Below are 17,192 nucleotides of genomic sequence, written 5' to 3'. Positions count from 1 at the left end.
GGCAAATTAAGGGCAAATTAAGGGTAATACCCGCGTTCCCGATTGCCGTCCTATCGTGCCGACCCTATATTGACCGCTCCCCCGACCCTGGAGAATGCCATGCCGTCCACCCGCTTCGTCCCTACCCTGGCCGCCGCCGCTTTTGCCGCCACCGCCGCCACCGCCGCCGTCTGCGCCCCGGCCCTCGCCGCCACCTACGGGCCGCAGCTCGAAGGCTTCGCCTATCCGCACAAGCTGCAGTACTACGCTTTCACTTCGCAAGGCAAAGAGCTGCAAATGGCGTACATGGACGTGGCGCCCACGGCCAAGGCCAACGGCAAGACGGCGGTCCTCTTGCACGGCAAGAACTTCTGCGGCGCGACCTGGGAGCAGACCATCACCGCCCTGAGCGCGGCCGGCTACCGCGTGGTGGCGCCCGACCAGATCGGATTCTGCGCCTCGACCAAGCCGGAACACTATCAATACACCTTCCAGCAGCTGGCCGCCAACACCGAGGCGCTGCTAAAGAGCATCGGCGTCAAACAGGCCGCCATCATCGGCCACTCGACCGGCGGCATGCTGGCCACGCGCTATGCGCTGATGTATCCGGAGGCGGTGTCGCGGCTGGTGATGGTCAATCCGATCGGGCTGGAAGACTGGAAGGCGCTGGGCGTGCCGGCGCGCAGCGTCGACCAGTGGTACGAGCGCGAATTGAAGATGACGGCCGACAGCGTGCGCGCCTACGAGAAATCGACCTACTACGTCGGCCGCTGGAAGCCGGAGTACGAGCGCTGGGTCGATATGCTGGCCGGGATGAACGCGGGACCGGGCAAGAAGATCGTGGCCTGGAACTCGGCGCTGATCTACGACATGATCTACACGCAGCCGGTGGTCTACGAATTTCCGCTGCTGAAGGTGCCGACATCGCTGATCATCGGCGACGCCGACACCACCGCCATCGGCAGCGACATCGCGCCGCCGGCCGTCAAGGCCAAAATCGGCAAGTACGAGGTATTGGGCAAGCAGGCGGTCAAGCAAATCCCGAACGGCCATCTGGTCGAATTCAAGGGCATGGGCCACGCGCCGCAAATGGAAGATCCGGCCGCGTTCCACCGCGCCCTGCTCGAAGAGTTGAACCGTTAAGAACCACCCACGAAAAAAAGAGAGGCGGGGCGTATCCCGTCTCTCTTTTTTCTTGCGCCGCCCAGGCCAAAGGTCCGGGGCGGCACGTCATGCGCTAGCTGGTGAAGCCTACGACTTGATTACTTGGCTGGCGTTGCCGGGGTTGCCGGGGTTGCCGGAGTTGCCGGGGTTGCTGGTGTCGCCGGCTCCGCAGCTGCAGGCTTGGCTTCTTTTTCAGCCTTGGCCTTCTTGTGATGCGTTTTCTTCGCGGCGGTGTGCTCATGCGGCGCCGCTGGTGCGGCCGGCGTCGCGGCGGTTGCCGTTGCAGGTGCCGCCGGCGTCGCCGGGGTTGCCGGCGTTGCAGGGGCCTGGGCGAAAGCAGCGCCGGCGAACAAGGTGACGGCCAAGGTAGCGATAATCTTCTTCATGATATAAGTCCTTTTAAAACGGTATAAATTATTTAAATTATTTTAGTAAAACTGACCCTTTTTTTTACTTCTTCACTGCTACTTCTTTCGTTTCAACCTTCGTCACCGTCTCGGTGGCGGGGGCTGCGACTTTGGATTCTTTGGTTTCCTTGACCGTCTTGACCTTGTGGGCGCCGTGCTTGTCGGTTTTGACTTCGCTCTTCACTTCGGTCTTGGTCGTGGTCTTCGCTTCGGCGGCGACGGCTGGTTTGGTCTCAGGCGTGGCTGGCGCGGCGGCTGGCGTTTGGGCGAATGCTGCGGTGGCGAACAGGCCGGCGATCAGGGAAGCGATAATTTTGGTCATGATGTGTTTCCTTTTTCTGGTTTGGGCAGCGGGACCATCCCGTGTCGCATGAGCAGAAAACGGGCCGCACGACCGATGAGTTGACCGCCCTTACAACCTCTTACCGACTCTTACACTCGCTTACAAACGGTCGAAAATCCAGTAAGATGGCCCGCGTCCGCAAAAAACCTTATTTCCACGTAGGGCGGATTAGGTGGAACGCCGTAATCCGCCAATGCACGCGCCGTCGAAACGCATGCATGGCGGATTACGCGCTGCGCGCTAATCCGCCCTACGTGATTCAGACATCTATGGAGTCAACATGCGTCTTACAGTGTTAGCGCTAGCCGCCGGTATCGCCTTTCAGGCCCAAGCCCAAACCCAACCGCCCGTCATCGCCGAGGCGCCGCTGCGCGCCCACCTGTCCTTCCTGGCCGACGACCTGTTCGAAGGGCGCGGCACCGGCCAGCGCGGCGGCGACCTGACGGTGCGCTATCTGGAGACGCAGGCCGCCATCATAGGCCTCAAACCGCTGGCCGGCGGCGGCTACCGGCAGTCCGTCAAGATCGAGGGCACCAAGCTGCTGCCCGGGAGCCTGGTGCGCTTCGACGCCGGCGGCAAGACCATCGCCCCCAAGACCGGCACCGAGATCGTCTTCGGCACCATGAGCGGCAAACAGGACGTCACCGTCGACGCGCCGCTGGTGTTCGTCGGCTACGGCGCCAGCGCGCCGGAAGAGAACTGGGACGACTACAAGGGCGTCGACATGAAGGGCAAGATCCTCGTCATGATGGTCAACGACCCGCAGCCGACGGCCGAGGAGCCCAACCGCTTCGCCGGCAAGGCCTACACCTACTACGGCCGCTGGCTGTACAAGTTCGAAGAGGCGGTGCGGCGCGGCGCGGCCGGCGCGCTGCTGATCCACACCACGCCGTCGGCTTCCTACCCATGGAGCGTGCCGGCCAACGGCTTTAGCCACGAGCGCTTCCACCTGGCCGGCAAGGGCAACCCGGTCGAAGGCTGGCTGCAGGAGGACACCGCGCGCGCGCTGTTCGCCGCCGCCGGCTTCGATCTGGACGACCTGCGCGCCAAGGCCGAACGGCGCGACTTCACGCCGGTCGACCTGAAAATCAAGGTCCACGCCGAGGTGCGCAGCGCCGTGCGCCAGATCGAACAGTTCAACGTGGCCGGCATCGTGCCCGGCACCGACGCCAAACTGAAGGAACAGGCGGTGATCTACTCGGCCCACTGGGACCACATGGGCATGGACGAGGGCGTGCGCCGCGACGACAAGACCGACCACACCTACAACGGCGCCATCGACAACGCGTCCGGCACCGCCGCGCTGCTGGTGATGGCCGCCGAGGCGGTCAAGCATCCGGCCAAGCGCACGCAGATCTTCCTGTGGCCGGCTGCCGAGGAGCAGGGCCTGCTGGGCAGCGCCGCCTACGTGCAAAACCCGGCCTGGCCGCTCGACAAGACCACCGCCGACCTCAACCTCGACAGCATGAATTTCGTCGGCAAGACCAGCGACATCGGCGTCGCCGGCGCCGAACGCAGCAGCCTGTACGATGCTGCCGGCGCCGTCGCCAAAAAGATGGGCCTGACCCTGGCGCCGGCCATCCCCGACCTGTCGGGCGCCTTCTTCCGCGCCGACCATTTCAATTTCGCCAAGGCCGGCGTGCCGGCCTTCAACGTCGGCTCGGCGGTGTTCTCCGGCGACGGCCACTTCACCTTCGTCAAGGACCTCGAGCCGTCGCGCGCCAAACTGGTCGCTTTCAAGAAGGACTACCACCAGGTCACCGACGAGTACCGCCCAGAGTGGGATTTGTCGGGCATGGTGCAGCAGGCGCAATTCACGCTCAACCTGGGCTACGCGGTGGCCAACGCCCCGGCCATGCAGACCTGGAAGGCCGGCGACGCGTTCGGCAAGGTCAAGCGTTAACCATGCGCTAACGAGGGCGCGCCACGACGCCGGCCAGCAGGCCGATCCACCCGGCCGGCGTCTGATATATGCCACAGAGCAACACCCGAAACGGCCTATAATGCTGACAGGCATGTTCGGGTGGCGTATGACTTTCAATTTCTTCAGGCTTGTCGTTTTACTCACGACGCCCGCGCTCCGGCGCGCTGGCGCCGCCGCCGCCATGGCGCCGCTGTTGGCCCCGCTATTGATCTTCCTGCTGTGGCTGCCGGCCGGCCCGGCCCACGCCGCCCAGGACCACTTCAACGGCGGCAACGTGGCCGGCTGCACGCGCGCGGGCAACACCTACACCTGCCCCACCTTGTCGCAGGCCAACGACATCACCATCGGCAACGGCTACACGGTGCAGGTCTCCAGCGCCGTCTCCTTCACCTATTTCCAGGTGCTCAAGATGAGCGGCAGCGCCGTGCTGCGCGCCAGCGGCGACCTCGATCTGCGCGGCCTGCAGACCAATAACACGCAGGTGGCCGGCGGCACCCTGTCCACCGGCGGCACCTTCCGCCTCGGCTCGAACGACCAGACCGTGAGCGCCGACGTCGTCGCCGTCGCCATCGCCACCGGCGGGCCGTCGACCCGCATCAACGGCGACGTCACCGTCAGCGGCCAGGCCGACCTAGGCTCGAGCACCACCATCACCGGCACGCTGTCGGCGGCGACGGTGACGGCCGGCCCCAGCCTGCGGATCGACGGCGGCATCACCGCCAGCGGCACCGTCAGCCTGGGCTCGAACAACATCATCAAGGGCGGCATCACCGGCATCGCCGGCGTCAACGGCGGGCGCAGCGGCGCCGTCACCACCGGCTCCGGCTCCAGCATCACCGGCAACATCGTCGCCTCGTCCTTCACCCTGGCCTCGGGCGGCACGCTGGTCGGCGACATCAACGCCGCCACGGTCGAACTCAGCGCCGCCAACGCGGTCGTCACTGGCAACATCACCGCCACCACCTCGCTGGTGGTCGGCAGCGGCGGCAGCGTCACAGGCAAGATCGACTCGCCCAAGGTCGAGCTCAACGCCTCCGGCGTCACCATCAAGGGCGACATCAACGCCAGCACCTCGCTCACCATCAGCAGCGGCAACACCGTCAACGGCAATATCACCGGCACCACCCTGACGATCGCCGCGTCCAACGTCGTCGTCAACGGCAACGTCACGATGAAGGGCGACATCGACATCGGCTCGGGCGCCACCGTCAACGGCGACATCGTCGCGCGCAACGTCACCACCCACGCCTCGGGCGACAATCTCAACGGCAACGTCGCCGTCAACGCCATCTTCCTCGACTGGGGCGCCACCGTCAGCAAGACCATCACCTGCACCGGCCCCGGCGCCGTCAAGTGCAGCTGCGTCACCAAGGCCGATCCCAACTACCAGCCCGTCTGCGGCGCCGCCCCGCCGCCGTCGGGCGTGCACCATTTCCGCATCACCCAACCCGGCAACGCCCTGACGTGCCAGCCGCAGCCGGTCACCGTCACCGCCTGCGCCAACACCGCCTGCACCCTCCCCCACTACAACGGCACCGCCACCGTCACCCTGCAGCCCGGCGGCAAGTCGTTCAACTTCAGCGGCGGCGAGACCACCAGCGCCACCGTCGAGCAGACCAAGGCCGGCACCGCCACCTTGTCGGCCACCGGCGCGCTCAACGCCCATACCTGCGTCAACACCAGCACGAGCGACCCGAATCGCCAGTGCGACATGAATTTCGGCACCACCGGCCTGCAGCTCGTCGCCAGCGACCACGTGTCGATGGCCAGCGGCGCCACCGTCACCATCCAGGCGCTCAAGGCCACCGCGCAAAACCAGAACTGCGTGCCGCTGGTGGCCAGCCAGACGGTCAACATCGACCTGTCTTGCGAGTTCGACAGCCCGGTCGCCGACAAGGCCGCCGACGTCAACGTCAAGGTCGGCAATTCCAGCCTCGACTGCCGCAAGGCCGCCGTCGCCGTGCCGCTTACGTTCGACAAGGACGGCGTCGCCGTCGCGCCGCTGCAGTACGCCGAGGTGGGCAAGGTCAACCTCAAGGCCAGCTACACCGGCGGCGGCGCCGGCTTCAACGCCATCGGCAGCGACAGCTTCATCGCCGCGCCCAAGGCCTTCCTGATCGAGGCGGTCGGCACGGTCACCAAGGTCAGCACCAACAATCTGGCGGCCGGCGCCGTGTTCGCCCGGGCCAGCGAGGGCTTTACCGTCAAGATCAGCGCCGTCAACGCCGAAACGCCGCCGAGGGTGACCACCAACTTCGGCAAGGAGACCGCGGCCGAGGGCATCACGATCACCTCCGGCATCAACAATCTGGACGGCAAGGGCGACCCGGACCCCGCGCGCCAATACGGCGCCATCACAGCCGGCAAGTTCAAGCCCGTCAGCGGCGGCGTGTACGCCAGTGAGGACGCCGCCGCGGGCGGCCTGTGGAGCTTCAGCGACACCGGCGCGATCAAGCTGGGCGTGACCTTGTTCAACCCCACCGGCTATTACATGGGACATGTCGATCCGGCCTTCAAAACCGGCGGCGCGCAGAACGTGACCCGCTTCGTCCCCGACCATTTCGACACCGTGCTGATGACCAACGCGGAGGTCGCCGCGTCCCCCGCCTTGCCGGCCATCCCGGCCGAAGGCCGCAGCATGAGCTGCGCCGGCCTGAGCGACGCCACCCGCCCCTGCGGCCCCGCCACGACCAGCTTCGTCCATTCCGGCCAGCCGTTCTTCGTCAAGGTGCTGGCCTACAACGGCGCGACGCCAAAGGCGCTCACGCTCAACCACACCGGCGCCTACGCCGGCGCGGTGGCGCTGTCGGCGCTGACGAAGGCCGGCGGTATCGACGCCACACCGGGCGGCCAGCTCGAATGGATCAAGGCCAACGGCGAGCTGCCCGGCGCCATCGCCTCCAATTTCTTTTTTGACAAGGGTGTCGGCAAACTGACCGCGCCGGTCGACAACATGCCCCGCTTCATCTTCAGTACCAAGGACGTATTACCGGTGACGACGTATATTCGCGCCGTGGACGCCGACGGCGTCAGCTCCAAACGCCCCTCGCCGCCGCTCCCCGCCCCCCAGATCGTCTCGACCGAGGCGCCGCTGACCGTGGTAAGTGGCCGCCTGCTGATCGCCAACACCTACGGCTCTCCCACCGGCACCGTGCCGGTCGACGCCACCGCCCAGTACTACATGCCGGTCGGCTACGTGTTCAATCCGCAGGTGCAGGTTGCCAGCATGGCGATCGGCAGCGCCATCAAATTCGACAATTGCCTCGCGGGCATGGTCGGCCGCTGCCCGGCGATGAAGGCCGCCGCGCCGGCCACACTCGAACTCAAGAACGGCAAGGGCACCTTCCGCGTGGCGCCGCCGGTGCCGGCGCCGACGGCGATCGGCTCCGCGGACGTCTCGCTGGGATCGCTGATCTACTACCTTCCCAGCAGCGTCGGCCGCGCCACCTTCGGCATCTACCGTTCCGGCCCGGTGGTCTACCGGCGCGAGGTGTACTAGAGGCAACCCGCTACGGCCGGACGCGCGCTGCAAGCGCGCGCGAAACAAGGTACGATGGCCGCTTTCTGCCCCTACAAGGAACGCCATGGAAACCAATTCGAAGTGGATCGACGTCGCCACCGCCGACGGCAAGTTTGAAGCCTACCTCTCACTGCCGCGCTCCGGCAAGGGACCCGGCATCGTGTTGCTGCAGGAAATCTTCGGCGTCAACCAGCACATCCGCAACGTCGCCGACCAGTACGCCGCAGACGGCTACGTTGTGCTGGCGCCGGACCTGTTCTGGCGCGAGGGCGCCCACATCGAACTGGCCTACGACGGCGACGGCTGGAAGCGCGCCGTCGAACTGATGAACGCCACCGACGTCGACAAGGCCCAGGCCGACATCGCCGCCACCGTCAAGGTGCTGCGCGCGCTCGACGCCGTCGGCGCCCAGAAGGTCGCCTCGATGGGCTTTTGCTTCGGCGGCAAGCTGTCCTACCACACCCTGGCCAACGGCCTGGTCGACGCCGGCGTGTGCTACTACGGCGGCGGCATCCAGAATTCGCTCGAACGCGCCGACCAGATCACCGCGCCCATGCTGATGCACTTCGGCGGCGCCGACAGCCACATCCCGGCCGAGGCCGTCAAAAGCATCGCCGAGCGCTTCGACAGCAACGACCAGGTCGAGATCCACGTCTACGAGGGCGCCGAACACGGCTTTAACTGCAACCACCGCGACAGCTACCAGCAGCGCGCCGCCGCCCAGGCGCACGGCCACACGCTGGTGTTCCTCGGCGAACAACTGTAAGGGGCGCCATGGCACGCCTGACCCTGGACTTCCCCGACGACCAGTATTATTTCGAGACCCGGATGACGGTGCGCAGCACCGACATCAACGCCGCCAACCACCTGGGCAACGATTCGATGGTCTCGATGCTGTCCGAGGCGCGCGCGCTGTTCCTGGCGCACTACGGCGCGCCGGAGATCGACGCCGACGGCCTGGGCACCATCGTCACCGACCTGGCGACGATGTTCAAGGCCGAGGCGCACGCGCGCGACCTGCTGTTGTTCGAGGTGGGGGTGATGGACTTCAACCGCTACGGCGGCGACCTGATCTTCCGCGTCACACGTCCGGCCGACGGCAAGCTGATCGCCATGGCCAAGTACGGCTTCGTGTTCTTCAACTTCCAGAGCGGCCAGGTCGCGACGATGCCGAAGGCTTTCCTGGCCCACTTCCCCAAGGCCGCCCAACCGGGCTGACGGGCGGTGGTTCGGCTGTGGATCGGCCGCGGTTCAGCCGTGGTTCAGCCGATCAGCGGCTGGCCACCTTCGGCACGATGGTCTTGCCGAACCACTCGTCGATCATCTGCTTCTCGTAGCGCAGCGGGTCGCTGTCCGAATGGCGGCTCATGCGCTGCTGGTACATCATGTTCGACAGCTCGTCGTCGCCGCTGCGCAGCACCTGGCCGTTCTCCTCCAGCGTGTAGCGCAGGTGCATGCGCGGCCAGTCGGCGCCGCCCCGCATGATGCGGATATCCTCGCCGCCGCTGCGGCGCGGCCACAGCTGTCCGGCCAGGTCGATGTCGAGCACCTCGATCTTGAGGTTCTGGCCGGCCGGCAATTGCTTGTTGAGCGAGGCGAAATACTGGGCGAAATCCTTTTGCAGGCGCTCGCGCTCGATCGGGCTGCGCGGCATGTCGATAAATTCCTCCGGCTTGACGAAGGTGACGCTCACGTCCGCCCACGCGGCGCCGCTGGCCAGCAGCGCTACGGCGGCGGCCAGCAAGGGTTTGGTCATCAGGCGCATTTTGCTACTCCTTCACGGGGTTCATGCGGGATACTTCCAATGCTAAATAATATAGTCCTTTTTACGCGCCCCCGCCCGGCCTGAATCGATTTGTTACCAATGCCGTCTTTCGGCGCAACATGCCCGTGACTTGCCGGTCACGCCCCTGTCACGCCCCTGTCACAAGCGGCCGCTAAGATGGCCGCCGTCGAGGCAACGCCGCCGCCTCGCATGCCGCCGCGCCGCCGCCGGCGCATGGAACGGCCCCCAATAGAAACAGGATTACTATGACCGCGTCCCCTGACCCATCCCGCCGCCGCCTGGTGCAACTGCTGGCCGGCGCGCCGCTGCTGCCGCTGGCCACCGGCAGCCTGGCCGCCACCCTGCTGACCGCCTGCGCGGCCAACGGGACGGCCACCGCCGCGCCCAAGCTGATGTCGGTCACCTTCACCGGCATGGCCGCGCCCACCCTGGCCGACCCGGCCCGGATGGCCGCCACCACGGTCGCCTCCTCGCTCAGCGCGACCTACGCGGACGGCAAGACGCAAACCTACAAGCTGGCCTACCAGCCCTTCTTCATCACCGGCGCCATGGTCGCCGACGGCAATGGCGGCACCGTGCTGGCCGGCGGCTACTACGACATCCACAACCGGCCCATCCTCGACAACAGCGACGCCGGCCGGCGCCACTTCTTCTCCGACTGCCCGGACGGCACCTCGCTGCTCAAGCTCGACGCGCCGACCGTTGCCGGCGTCAAGGGCAACACCGTGTTCGCCGTCGTCCAGTTCGAATACACGACCCGCAACGTCAAGGGCGAGACAATGTACGGCATGCTGCCGTCGCCTATCGCGGTGCTGACCCTCGACCAGGACCAGCGCACCGGCGCGCTGACCCTGGTGAAATACCACAACGTCGACACCAGCGGCGTCCACGGCCTGTGGATCACCTGCGGCGCCAGCCGCTCGCCGTGGAACACCCACCTGTCGAGCGAGGAATACGAGCCGGACGCCGCCGCCATCGTCGGCAACGGCCAGTTCGCCAGCTTCAGCGCCAACCTGTACGGCGACGCCGGCAAGGCCAATCCCTACCACTACGGCCACATGCCGGAGGTCACCGTCAATCCGGACGGCACGGGCAGCGTCAAGAAGCACTACTGCATGGGCCGCATCTCGCACGAGCTGGTGCAGGTCATGCCCGACGAGCGCACCGCGCTGATGGGCGACGACGCCACCAACGGCGGCCTGTTCATGTTCGTCGCCGACCGCGCGCGCGACCTGTCGAGCGGCACCCTGTACGTCGCCAAGTGGCTGCAGAAAACCGCCGACAACGGCGGCTCGGCCGACCTCCAATGGATCAAGCTGGGCCATGCCACCAGCGCCGAGATCAAGGCGCTGGCCGACAGGCTCAAGGCGGCCGACATCCTCACCGTCAAAACCACCGACCCGGCCGACGCCGGCTATACAAAAATCCCGTACAGCGGCAAGACCAACTGGATCAAGCTCGCGCCCGGCATGGACAAGGCGGCCGCCTTCCTCGAGACCCACCGCTACGCCGCCTTCAAGGGCGGCAGCCTGGGCTTCACCAAGCTGGAGGGCACCACCGTCAACGTCAAGGACAAGATCGCCTACAGCGCGATGAGCTACATCCAGGCCGCGATGAAAAACGGCTCGGGCGGCATCGCGGTCAAAGGGCCGAACGCCGGCGCGGTCTACGCGCTCAATCTCAAGGCCGGCCAGGTCGACGACACCGGCGCCGCCATCGACAGCGCCTGGGTGCCGGTCGACATGGCCGCCATGCTGGTGGGAGAGGATTTGCCGTCCGCCGACGCGCTGGGCAACCTGGCAGATCCGGACAAGATCGCCAACCCGGACAACATCAAGTTCTCGGAAAAGCTGCGCACCTTGTTCATCGGCGAGGACAGCGGCCTGCACGTCAACAACTTCCTGTGGGCGTACAACGTCGACACCAAGGCCTTGACGCGGCTGTTGTCGGCGCCGTCGGGGGCGGAGTCGACCGGCTTGCACGCGGTGGACGACATCAACGGTTTCGCCTATATCATGAGCAACTTCCAGCACCCGGGCGACTGGGAAGCGGCGCTGCACGGCAAGGTGCAGGCCACGTTGGACCCGCTGATCCGCGCCAATTACCGCGACCGTTTCGGCGCGGCGGTCGGTTACCTGACCGGTTTGCCGACCCTGGGCTGATCGCCGCCCGACCCGCACGGCCAGGCGGGGACTCGGCGTCCCCGTCGTACCCAACGGGTACGACCCCATTGTGGCGACGCAAGCGTCTTGGCAACGCACGCGGGTCCAACTCTCCCTCCCCATCAAAATATTTCACTTCGGGATAGCAATATTGCCCGATTCAAAGTATTGTTTAGCTCATACGTAGTGTTACGTAAAACTAACACCACACCCGTCCGGCCCCATAGTGTTGTGCAAAGCAACAGGAAATTTTATTGCTTGTTGTTAATGGCGTTGGACACGACTACAATCGAAAATTAATCCATACGTCATTTAGCGGAACGTTCCCCTATGTCCTTTTTGTCATCTGCTTCGCCCAAGTTAGCACCGTGGAAAGTTCTGTTGGTCGATGACGAACCGGACATCCACGACATCACCAAGCTGACCTTGAGCCGCTTCCGCCTCGACGGCCGCGCGCTGAGCTTCGTACACGCCTACAGCGGCGCCGAAGCCAAGGAAGTGCTGTCGCGCGAAACCGACATCGCGCTGGTGTTCCTCGACGTGGTGATGGAAAAGGAGGACAGCGGCCTTGAAGTGGCGCGCTGGATGCGCCAGGACCTCGACAACCAGTTCACCCGCATCGTGCTGCGCACCGGCCAGCCCGGCCAGGCGCCCGAGGAACGGGTGATCGTCAACTACGACATCAACGACTACAAAGAAAAAACCGAGCTCGACCGCACGAAGCTGTTCACCACCACCTTCGCCGCGTTGCGCGCCTACCGCGACATCATGAAGGTCGAGGAAGCCCGCCGCTCGCAAGCCAACTACCGCGAAGGCCTGGAACGGGTGATCGCCGCCTCGGCCCACATCTTCCAGCAACGCAACCTCAAGGACTTTGCCAACGGCCTGCTGCAGCAAGTGGTCGCGTTGTTGCGCCTCGAACACAGCATGCTGCTGCGCCTGCGGGGCGCCACCGCCTTCGGCGGCGAACAGGAATATGAGGTGCTGGCCCAGATCGGCGACGACGAGGGCACCCTGCTCAGCGCCGAGGTGCTGGCCCAGCTCGACGAGGCCAAAAGCAACAAGATCTCGCGCGTCGAGGGCGACACGTATATCGGTTACTTCCCCAACAACAGCGGCAAAGCCTCGCTGCTGATCCTCAAGGGTGTGGAGGAAATCTCCGAGATCGACACCAAACTGCTGGAGGTGTTCTGCTCCGGCGTCGCCATCGCCTTCGACAACATCCTGCTGACGCAGGAGATCACCGACACCCAGGCCGAACTGATCCTGCGCCTGGGCGACGTCGTCGAATCGCGCTCCAACGAGGCCGGCAACCACGTGCGCCGCATGGCCGAGGTGTGCCACCTGCTGGCCACCGCCGCCGGCATGCCGGAGGACGAGACGGCCGTGCTGCGCCACGCCGCGCCGATGCACGACATCGGCAAGATCGCCACGCCGGACGCGGTGCTGCTCAAGCCGGGCAAGCTCGACGCGGCCGAATGGGAAATCATGAAGCAGCACCCGACGGTCGGCCTGTCGATCCTGGACGGCTCGCAGCGTCCGATCCTCAAGGCGGCGGCGGTCATCGCCCACCAGCACCACGAGAAATTCGACGGCAGCGGCTATCCGCAGGGCCTCAAGGGACACGACATCCACCTGTACGCGCGCATCGTCGCCGTCGCCGACGTCTTCGACGCGCTGATGCACAAGCGCTGCTACAAGGACGCCTGGCCGATCGACAAGGTGGTCGAGCACCTGCGCGAGGTGGCCGGCCAGCACCTCGACCCGGTGTATGTCGACCTGCTGGTGCAAAACATCGACAAAGCCGTCGCCATCAACGAACGCTTCCCCGACTAAACCCAACCCCGCCCGCTTTTGGCGATACGCATGCGTCACCGCTTAGGGGTCGTACCCCGTACGGGGTACGACCCCGCATGGCCGTGCGGGTTTCAACATAAGCATATTTGCAATCGGTTGTTGTTAGAAGGAATTCCTTGCTCGTAAGATACTGGTCCAGACCAAGCAAGGAATCCGTCATGCCGCGCCACACCCTCCCCCAATTGCCCCTGCGCCGCAGCGTCATCGCCTGCGCGCTGTTGCTGTCGTCGCTGCCCGCCGCCCAGGCGCAGCAAACGACCACCGGCGAAACCGCCGCCATCGACCAGGTCACCGTGGTCGGCTCGCGCGCCCGCAACCGCACCGTGTTCGACAGCGCCGTCCCGATCGACCGCTTCGGCCAGCGCGAGGTGGAGAACGCCCTCGCCAGCGGCGACCTTGGCGCGGCCCTGCAAAACCTGTCGCCGTCGATCAACTTCCCGCGCATCGAATCGAGCGGCGCCTCCGACTCCGTGCGTGGCATCCAGCTGCGCGGCCTCGCCCCCGACCAGGTGCTGGTGCTGATCAACGGCAAACGCCGCCACGCCAGCGCCGTGCTCGACACCGAAAGCAGCTTCGCCGGCACCGTGCCGGTCGACGTCAACGCCATTCCGCCCGCCGCCATCGACCACATCGAAATCCTGCGCGACGGCGCCGGCGCCCAGTACGGCAGCGACGCCGTCGCCGGCGTCATCAACATCGTGCTGAAGAAAGCCCGCAGCGGCGGCTCGGCCTCGGTCAGCTACGGCGCCAACCACACCGACTTCAAACCGACCAACGACACCAAGACCGACGGCCAGACCAAGATCGTCAGCGCCGACTACGGCGTGCCCGTCGGCGACGCCGGCTTCGTGCGCTTCGGCGCCGAAACGCGCGACCGCAACCCGACCAACCGCGCCGGCCGCAGCGACGCCGGCTGGACCTCGTGGAACTCGACGCCGCAAGACCTGGCGCTCGACGGCCAGGTGGTGTTCAAATCCGGTGACTCGCAGCAGAAAAACCACTACCTGTTCTACAACGCGCTGGTGCCGCTGGGCGCCGGCGTCGACGCCTATTCGTTCGCCACCGTCAACAAGCGCAAGTCCGACGGCAGCGCCTACTTCCGCTATCCGGGCGACCCGTCCAACGTGCCGGCGATCTACCCCAACGGCTACCGTCCCAGCACCAACGGCGACATGACCGACACCAGCGTCGTCGCCGGCCTGCGCCTGGCCAGCGGCGCCTGGAACTGGGACCTGAGCGCCCGCCACGGCGGCAACAAGTTCGACTACGACCTGTCCAACTCGGTCAACGCCTCGCTGGGCGAGGCCAGCCCGACCAGCTTCCACCTGGCGACCTTCGACTTCAAGCAAAACGCCGTCAACGCCGACGTCACGCGCGAACTGGACCTGGGCATCGGCGCGCCGGTCAACCTGGCGCTGGGCGTCGAGTACATGCGCGAGAGCTATCAAAGCTCGCCGGGCGACCCGGCCTCGTACGCCGCCGGCACAGTGCCTTTCGCGCCGCCGGGCGCACAAGCCGGCCCGGGCCTGCGCCCGCAGGACGCGTTCGACGGCAGCCGCTCGATCCGCTCGGTCTACGCCGACATCGAAAGCGACATCACCAGCCGCCTGCTGCTGGGCGCGGCCGCCCGCTACTCGGACTACAGCGACTTCGGCACCGCCAGCACCGGCAAGCTGTCGGCGCGCTACAAACTGAGCGACGGCTTCCTGCTGCGCGGCTCGCTGTCGAACAGCTTCCGCGCGCCGGCGCTGGTGCAGACCGGCTTCCGCTTCTCGACCTTGAACTTCAACGAGGACGGCAGCGCGCTGCAAACAGCCTCGCTGCTGCCGGCCAGCGATCCGCTGGCGCGCGCCTTCGGCGCCGAGGCGCTCAAGCCGGAGAAGTCCACCAACCTGTCGATCGGCGCCGCCTGGCGTCCACGGCGCAACACCAGTGTCACGCTGGACGCCTACCGCATCAAGATCCGCGACCGCATCACCCGCACCAGCGACCTGCAAAGCGACGCCGCCACCGCCTACCTGGCCGGCATCGGCCGCACCGACATCCAGTCGGTGGCCTACCTGGCCAACCTGCTCGACACCACCACCACCGGCTTCGACGCGGTCGTCAACCACGACCTGCCGTTCGCGGGCGGCAAGCTCGACCTGAACGCGGCGCTCAACCTGAACAAGACGCGCATCGACAAGGCCCGTCAAAGCTCCGCCGCGCTGTCGCAGATCGACCCGGACCTGACCTTGTTGACCGACATGAGCCTGTTCCGCATCCGCAACGCCTCGCCCAAGAACAAGCTGGTGCTGAGCGCCGACTGGCAGGCGGCGCAATGGAGCCTGCAAGCCAAGGCCACGCGTTTCGGCCCGCTCAAGGACTTCTCCTACGACCAGGACGCCGAAGTCATCGACGGCGTCAACGCCCAGCGCTTCGGCGCCGTCTGGACCCTGGACCTGGAGGCGCAATACAAGCTGACCAAGCAGCTGACGGTGGCCGTCGGCGGCGACAACATCCTCGACCGCTACCCGCAGCGTGTGCGCCAGACCAACAACGCCACCTATGGCGGCGCGCTGCCGTACAATTTTATTAATCCGATCGGTCTCAACGGCGCCTATTTCTACGGCCGCCTGCGCTACACTTTCTAAGCTCAAAATTAAATCAGGAAAAACATGAAGCTCTCCAAACTGCTCGCCACCGCCTGCCTCGGCGCTTTACTCACGGCGCAAGCCTACGCGGCGGATGCCAAGAACGCGCTGGTGCTGATGACCGACTTCGGCACCTCCGACGGCGCCGTCTCGGCGATGCACGGCGTTGCCTACGGCGTCGACCCGACCCTGCAGGTGTCCGACCTGACCCACAACATCCCCGACTACGACATCTGGCTCGGCGCCTACCGCCTGTACCAGACCGCCAACTACTGGCCCAAGGGCAGCGTGTTCGTTTCGGTGATCGATCCCGGCGTCGGCACCGCCCGCAAGTCGGTGGTGTTGAAGACCAAGGAAGGCCGCTACTTCGTCGGCCCCGACAACGGCCTGTTCACCCTGATCGCCGAGCGCGACGGCGTGGCCGAACTGCGCGAGATCGACGAAAAGGTCAACCGCCTGGCCGGCTCGGCCGAGTCGTACACCTTCCACGGCCGCGACGTCTACGCCTTCGTCGGCGCGCGCCTGGCCTCGGGCGCCATCACCTACGAGCAGGTCGGCCCGGTGCTGCCGAGCGAATCGGTGGTCAAGATCCCGTACCAGAAGGCCGTCCGCAAGGGCAACACCATTCGCGGCATCATCCCGGTGCTCGACGTCAAATACGGCAACGTCTGGACCAACATCCCGAAATCGCTGTTCGACGAATTGAAGGTCGGCGTGCATGAGCAAGTGCAGGTGCGCATCCTGCACAACGGCAAACAGATCGACAAGGTGATCGCGCCGTTCGAGCGCACCTTCGGCGGCGTCGCCAAGGGCAAGCCGCTGGTCTACCTCAACAGCCTGCTGGACGTTGCCATCGCCATTAGCCAGGGCAACTACGCCGCCAAGCACAAGATCGAATCGGGCGTGGACTGGGAAGTGGAAATCACCAAAGTGCCGTCGAAATGAAAACGGTCCTGCCGGCGCTGGCCTGGGCGCTGTCGTTGAGCGCGGCGGCCGCGCCCTGCCTGCCGACCGCCGAGCTGATCGAGCGCGACCGGCAGTACGAGGAAGCGCTGCGCGTCGGCGACGTCGCCTTCCTCGACCAGTGGCTGGCGGACGACTACGTCTGGGTGCACAACCTGGCGTCGCAGACCGAAGGCAAGGCGGTGGTACTGGAGCGCTCGAAGAAACCGGCCGTCGTGCACAAGTCGCGTACCACCAGCGACGTCCACGCCCACGTCGGCGGCGACACGGTCGTGCTGCGCGGCCTGAGCACGGTCGAGCAATGGAACGCGGACGGCAAGACCTGGCGCAGCAACCGCTACCAGTTCATGCGTACTTACATCAACGTCGGCGGCCAGTGCAAGCTGCTGGCGGTGCAAACGATGAAGGTGTGGTCGAGCCCGGCTGACGGCTGATCGCCGGGTAATGCGGCGGC

The 17,192-nt window shown here is 65.8% G+C and carries 13 protein-coding genes; 10 read left to right on the top strand and 3 right to left on the bottom strand.

Translation table 11 applies throughout. The features are described from left to right. Positions 1-99 precede the first annotated feature (99 nt). Positions 100-1,122 (top strand): alpha/beta hydrolase, encoded by a 1,023-nt coding sequence (locus NHH88_05000; protein USX15160.1) that lies wholly within the window; start codon positions 100-102, stop codon positions 1,120-1,122. A 119-nt stretch (positions 1,123-1,241) separates the two neighbouring features. Here NHH88_05000 and NHH88_04995 read toward each other — a convergent pair whose 3' ends face one another. Both NHH88_04995 and NHH88_04990 read right to left on the bottom strand, forming a co-directional pair. Then, positions 1,242-1,529, bottom strand: a complete 288-nt coding sequence (locus NHH88_04995) for a hypothetical protein (GenBank protein ID USX15159.1) — start codon at positions 1,527-1,529, stop codon at positions 1,242-1,244. 64 nt (positions 1,530-1,593) lie between these two features. After that, a complete protein-coding gene (locus NHH88_04990; GenBank protein ID USX15158.1) occupies positions 1,594-1,872 on the bottom strand; it encodes a hypothetical protein in 279 nt (92 codons plus the stop codon). Between the two features lie 301 nt (positions 1,873-2,173). Between NHH88_04990 and NHH88_04985 the strand changes: the two genes are divergently transcribed. The 4 genes from NHH88_04985 to NHH88_04970 all read left to right on the top strand — a co-directional run bounded on the left by NHH88_04985 (position 2,174) and on the right by NHH88_04970 (position 8,555). Continuing rightward, entirely contained in the window at positions 2,174-3,796 is a 1,623-nt protein-coding gene (locus NHH88_04985; GenBank protein ID USX15157.1) for a M28 family peptidase, read from the top strand. Between the two features lie 127 nt (positions 3,797-3,923). Then, positions 3,924-7,316 carry a polymer-forming cytoskeletal protein gene (locus tag NHH88_04980; protein USX15156.1) on the top strand — a complete coding sequence of 1,131 codons (3,393 nt, stop codon included), beginning with the start codon at positions 3,924-3,926 and terminating at the stop codon, positions 7,314-7,316. An 85-nt stretch (positions 7,317-7,401) separates the two neighbouring features. Then, the gene (locus tag NHH88_04975) at positions 7,402-8,103 is read left to right on the top strand and encodes a dienelactone hydrolase family protein (protein USX15155.1); all 702 of its coding nucleotides are present in this window, start codon (positions 7,402-7,404) and stop codon (positions 8,101-8,103) included. Between the two features lie 8 nt (positions 8,104-8,111). After that, positions 8,112-8,555, top strand: a complete 444-nt coding sequence (locus NHH88_04970) for a thioesterase family protein (protein USX15154.1) — start codon at positions 8,112-8,114, stop codon at positions 8,553-8,555. A gap of 52 nt (positions 8,556-8,607) precedes the next feature. Here NHH88_04970 and NHH88_04965 read toward each other — a convergent pair whose 3' ends face one another. After that, positions 8,608-9,102, bottom strand: a complete 495-nt coding sequence (locus NHH88_04965; GenBank protein ID USX15153.1) for a DUF3016 domain-containing protein — start codon at positions 9,100-9,102, stop codon at positions 8,608-8,610. A 266-nt stretch (positions 9,103-9,368) separates the two neighbouring features. On the opposite strand from NHH88_04965, the gene NHH88_04960 reads away from it, so the two are divergent. From NHH88_04960 to NHH88_04940, 5 genes are all read left to right on the top strand, one after another. Continuing rightward, positions 9,369-11,285 carry a PhoX family protein gene (locus NHH88_04960; GenBank protein USX15152.1) on the top strand — a complete coding sequence of 639 codons (1,917 nt, stop codon included), beginning with the start codon at positions 9,369-9,371 and terminating at the stop codon, positions 11,283-11,285. A gap of 330 nt (positions 11,286-11,615) precedes the next feature. Further along, positions 11,616-13,121: a DUF3369 domain-containing protein gene (locus NHH88_04955; protein USX15151.1), complete on the top strand. Its 1,506-nt coding sequence runs from the start codon at positions 11,616-11,618 to the stop codon at positions 13,119-13,121. 179 nt (positions 13,122-13,300) lie between these two features. After that, complete coding sequence (locus tag NHH88_04950; GenBank protein USX15150.1) at positions 13,301-15,775, top strand: TonB-dependent receptor; 2,475 nt, start codon at positions 13,301-13,303, stop codon at positions 15,773-15,775. A gap of 24 nt (positions 15,776-15,799) precedes the next feature. Continuing rightward, the gene (locus tag NHH88_04945) at positions 15,800-16,720 is read left to right on the top strand and encodes an S-adenosyl-l-methionine hydroxide adenosyltransferase family protein (GenBank protein ID USX15149.1); all 921 of its coding nucleotides are present in this window, start codon (positions 15,800-15,802) and stop codon (positions 16,718-16,720) included. Further along, positions 16,717-17,172 (top strand): nuclear transport factor 2 family protein, encoded by a 456-nt coding sequence (locus NHH88_04940; GenBank protein USX15148.1) that lies wholly within the window; start codon positions 16,717-16,719, stop codon positions 17,170-17,172. The genes NHH88_04945 and NHH88_04940 overlap by 4 nt, the downstream gene beginning before the upstream one ends. The last annotated feature ends 20 nt before the right edge of the window (positions 17,173-17,192 follow it).

The sequence above is a fragment of the Oxalobacteraceae bacterium OTU3CAMAD1 genome (assembly GCA_024123915.1).
Lineage (GTDB): Bacteria > Pseudomonadota > Gammaproteobacteria > Burkholderiales > Burkholderiaceae_D > Rugamonas.
The sequence above is the reverse complement of the archived record's forward strand: the minus strand, read 5'-3'. Positions and strand labels throughout refer to the sequence as shown.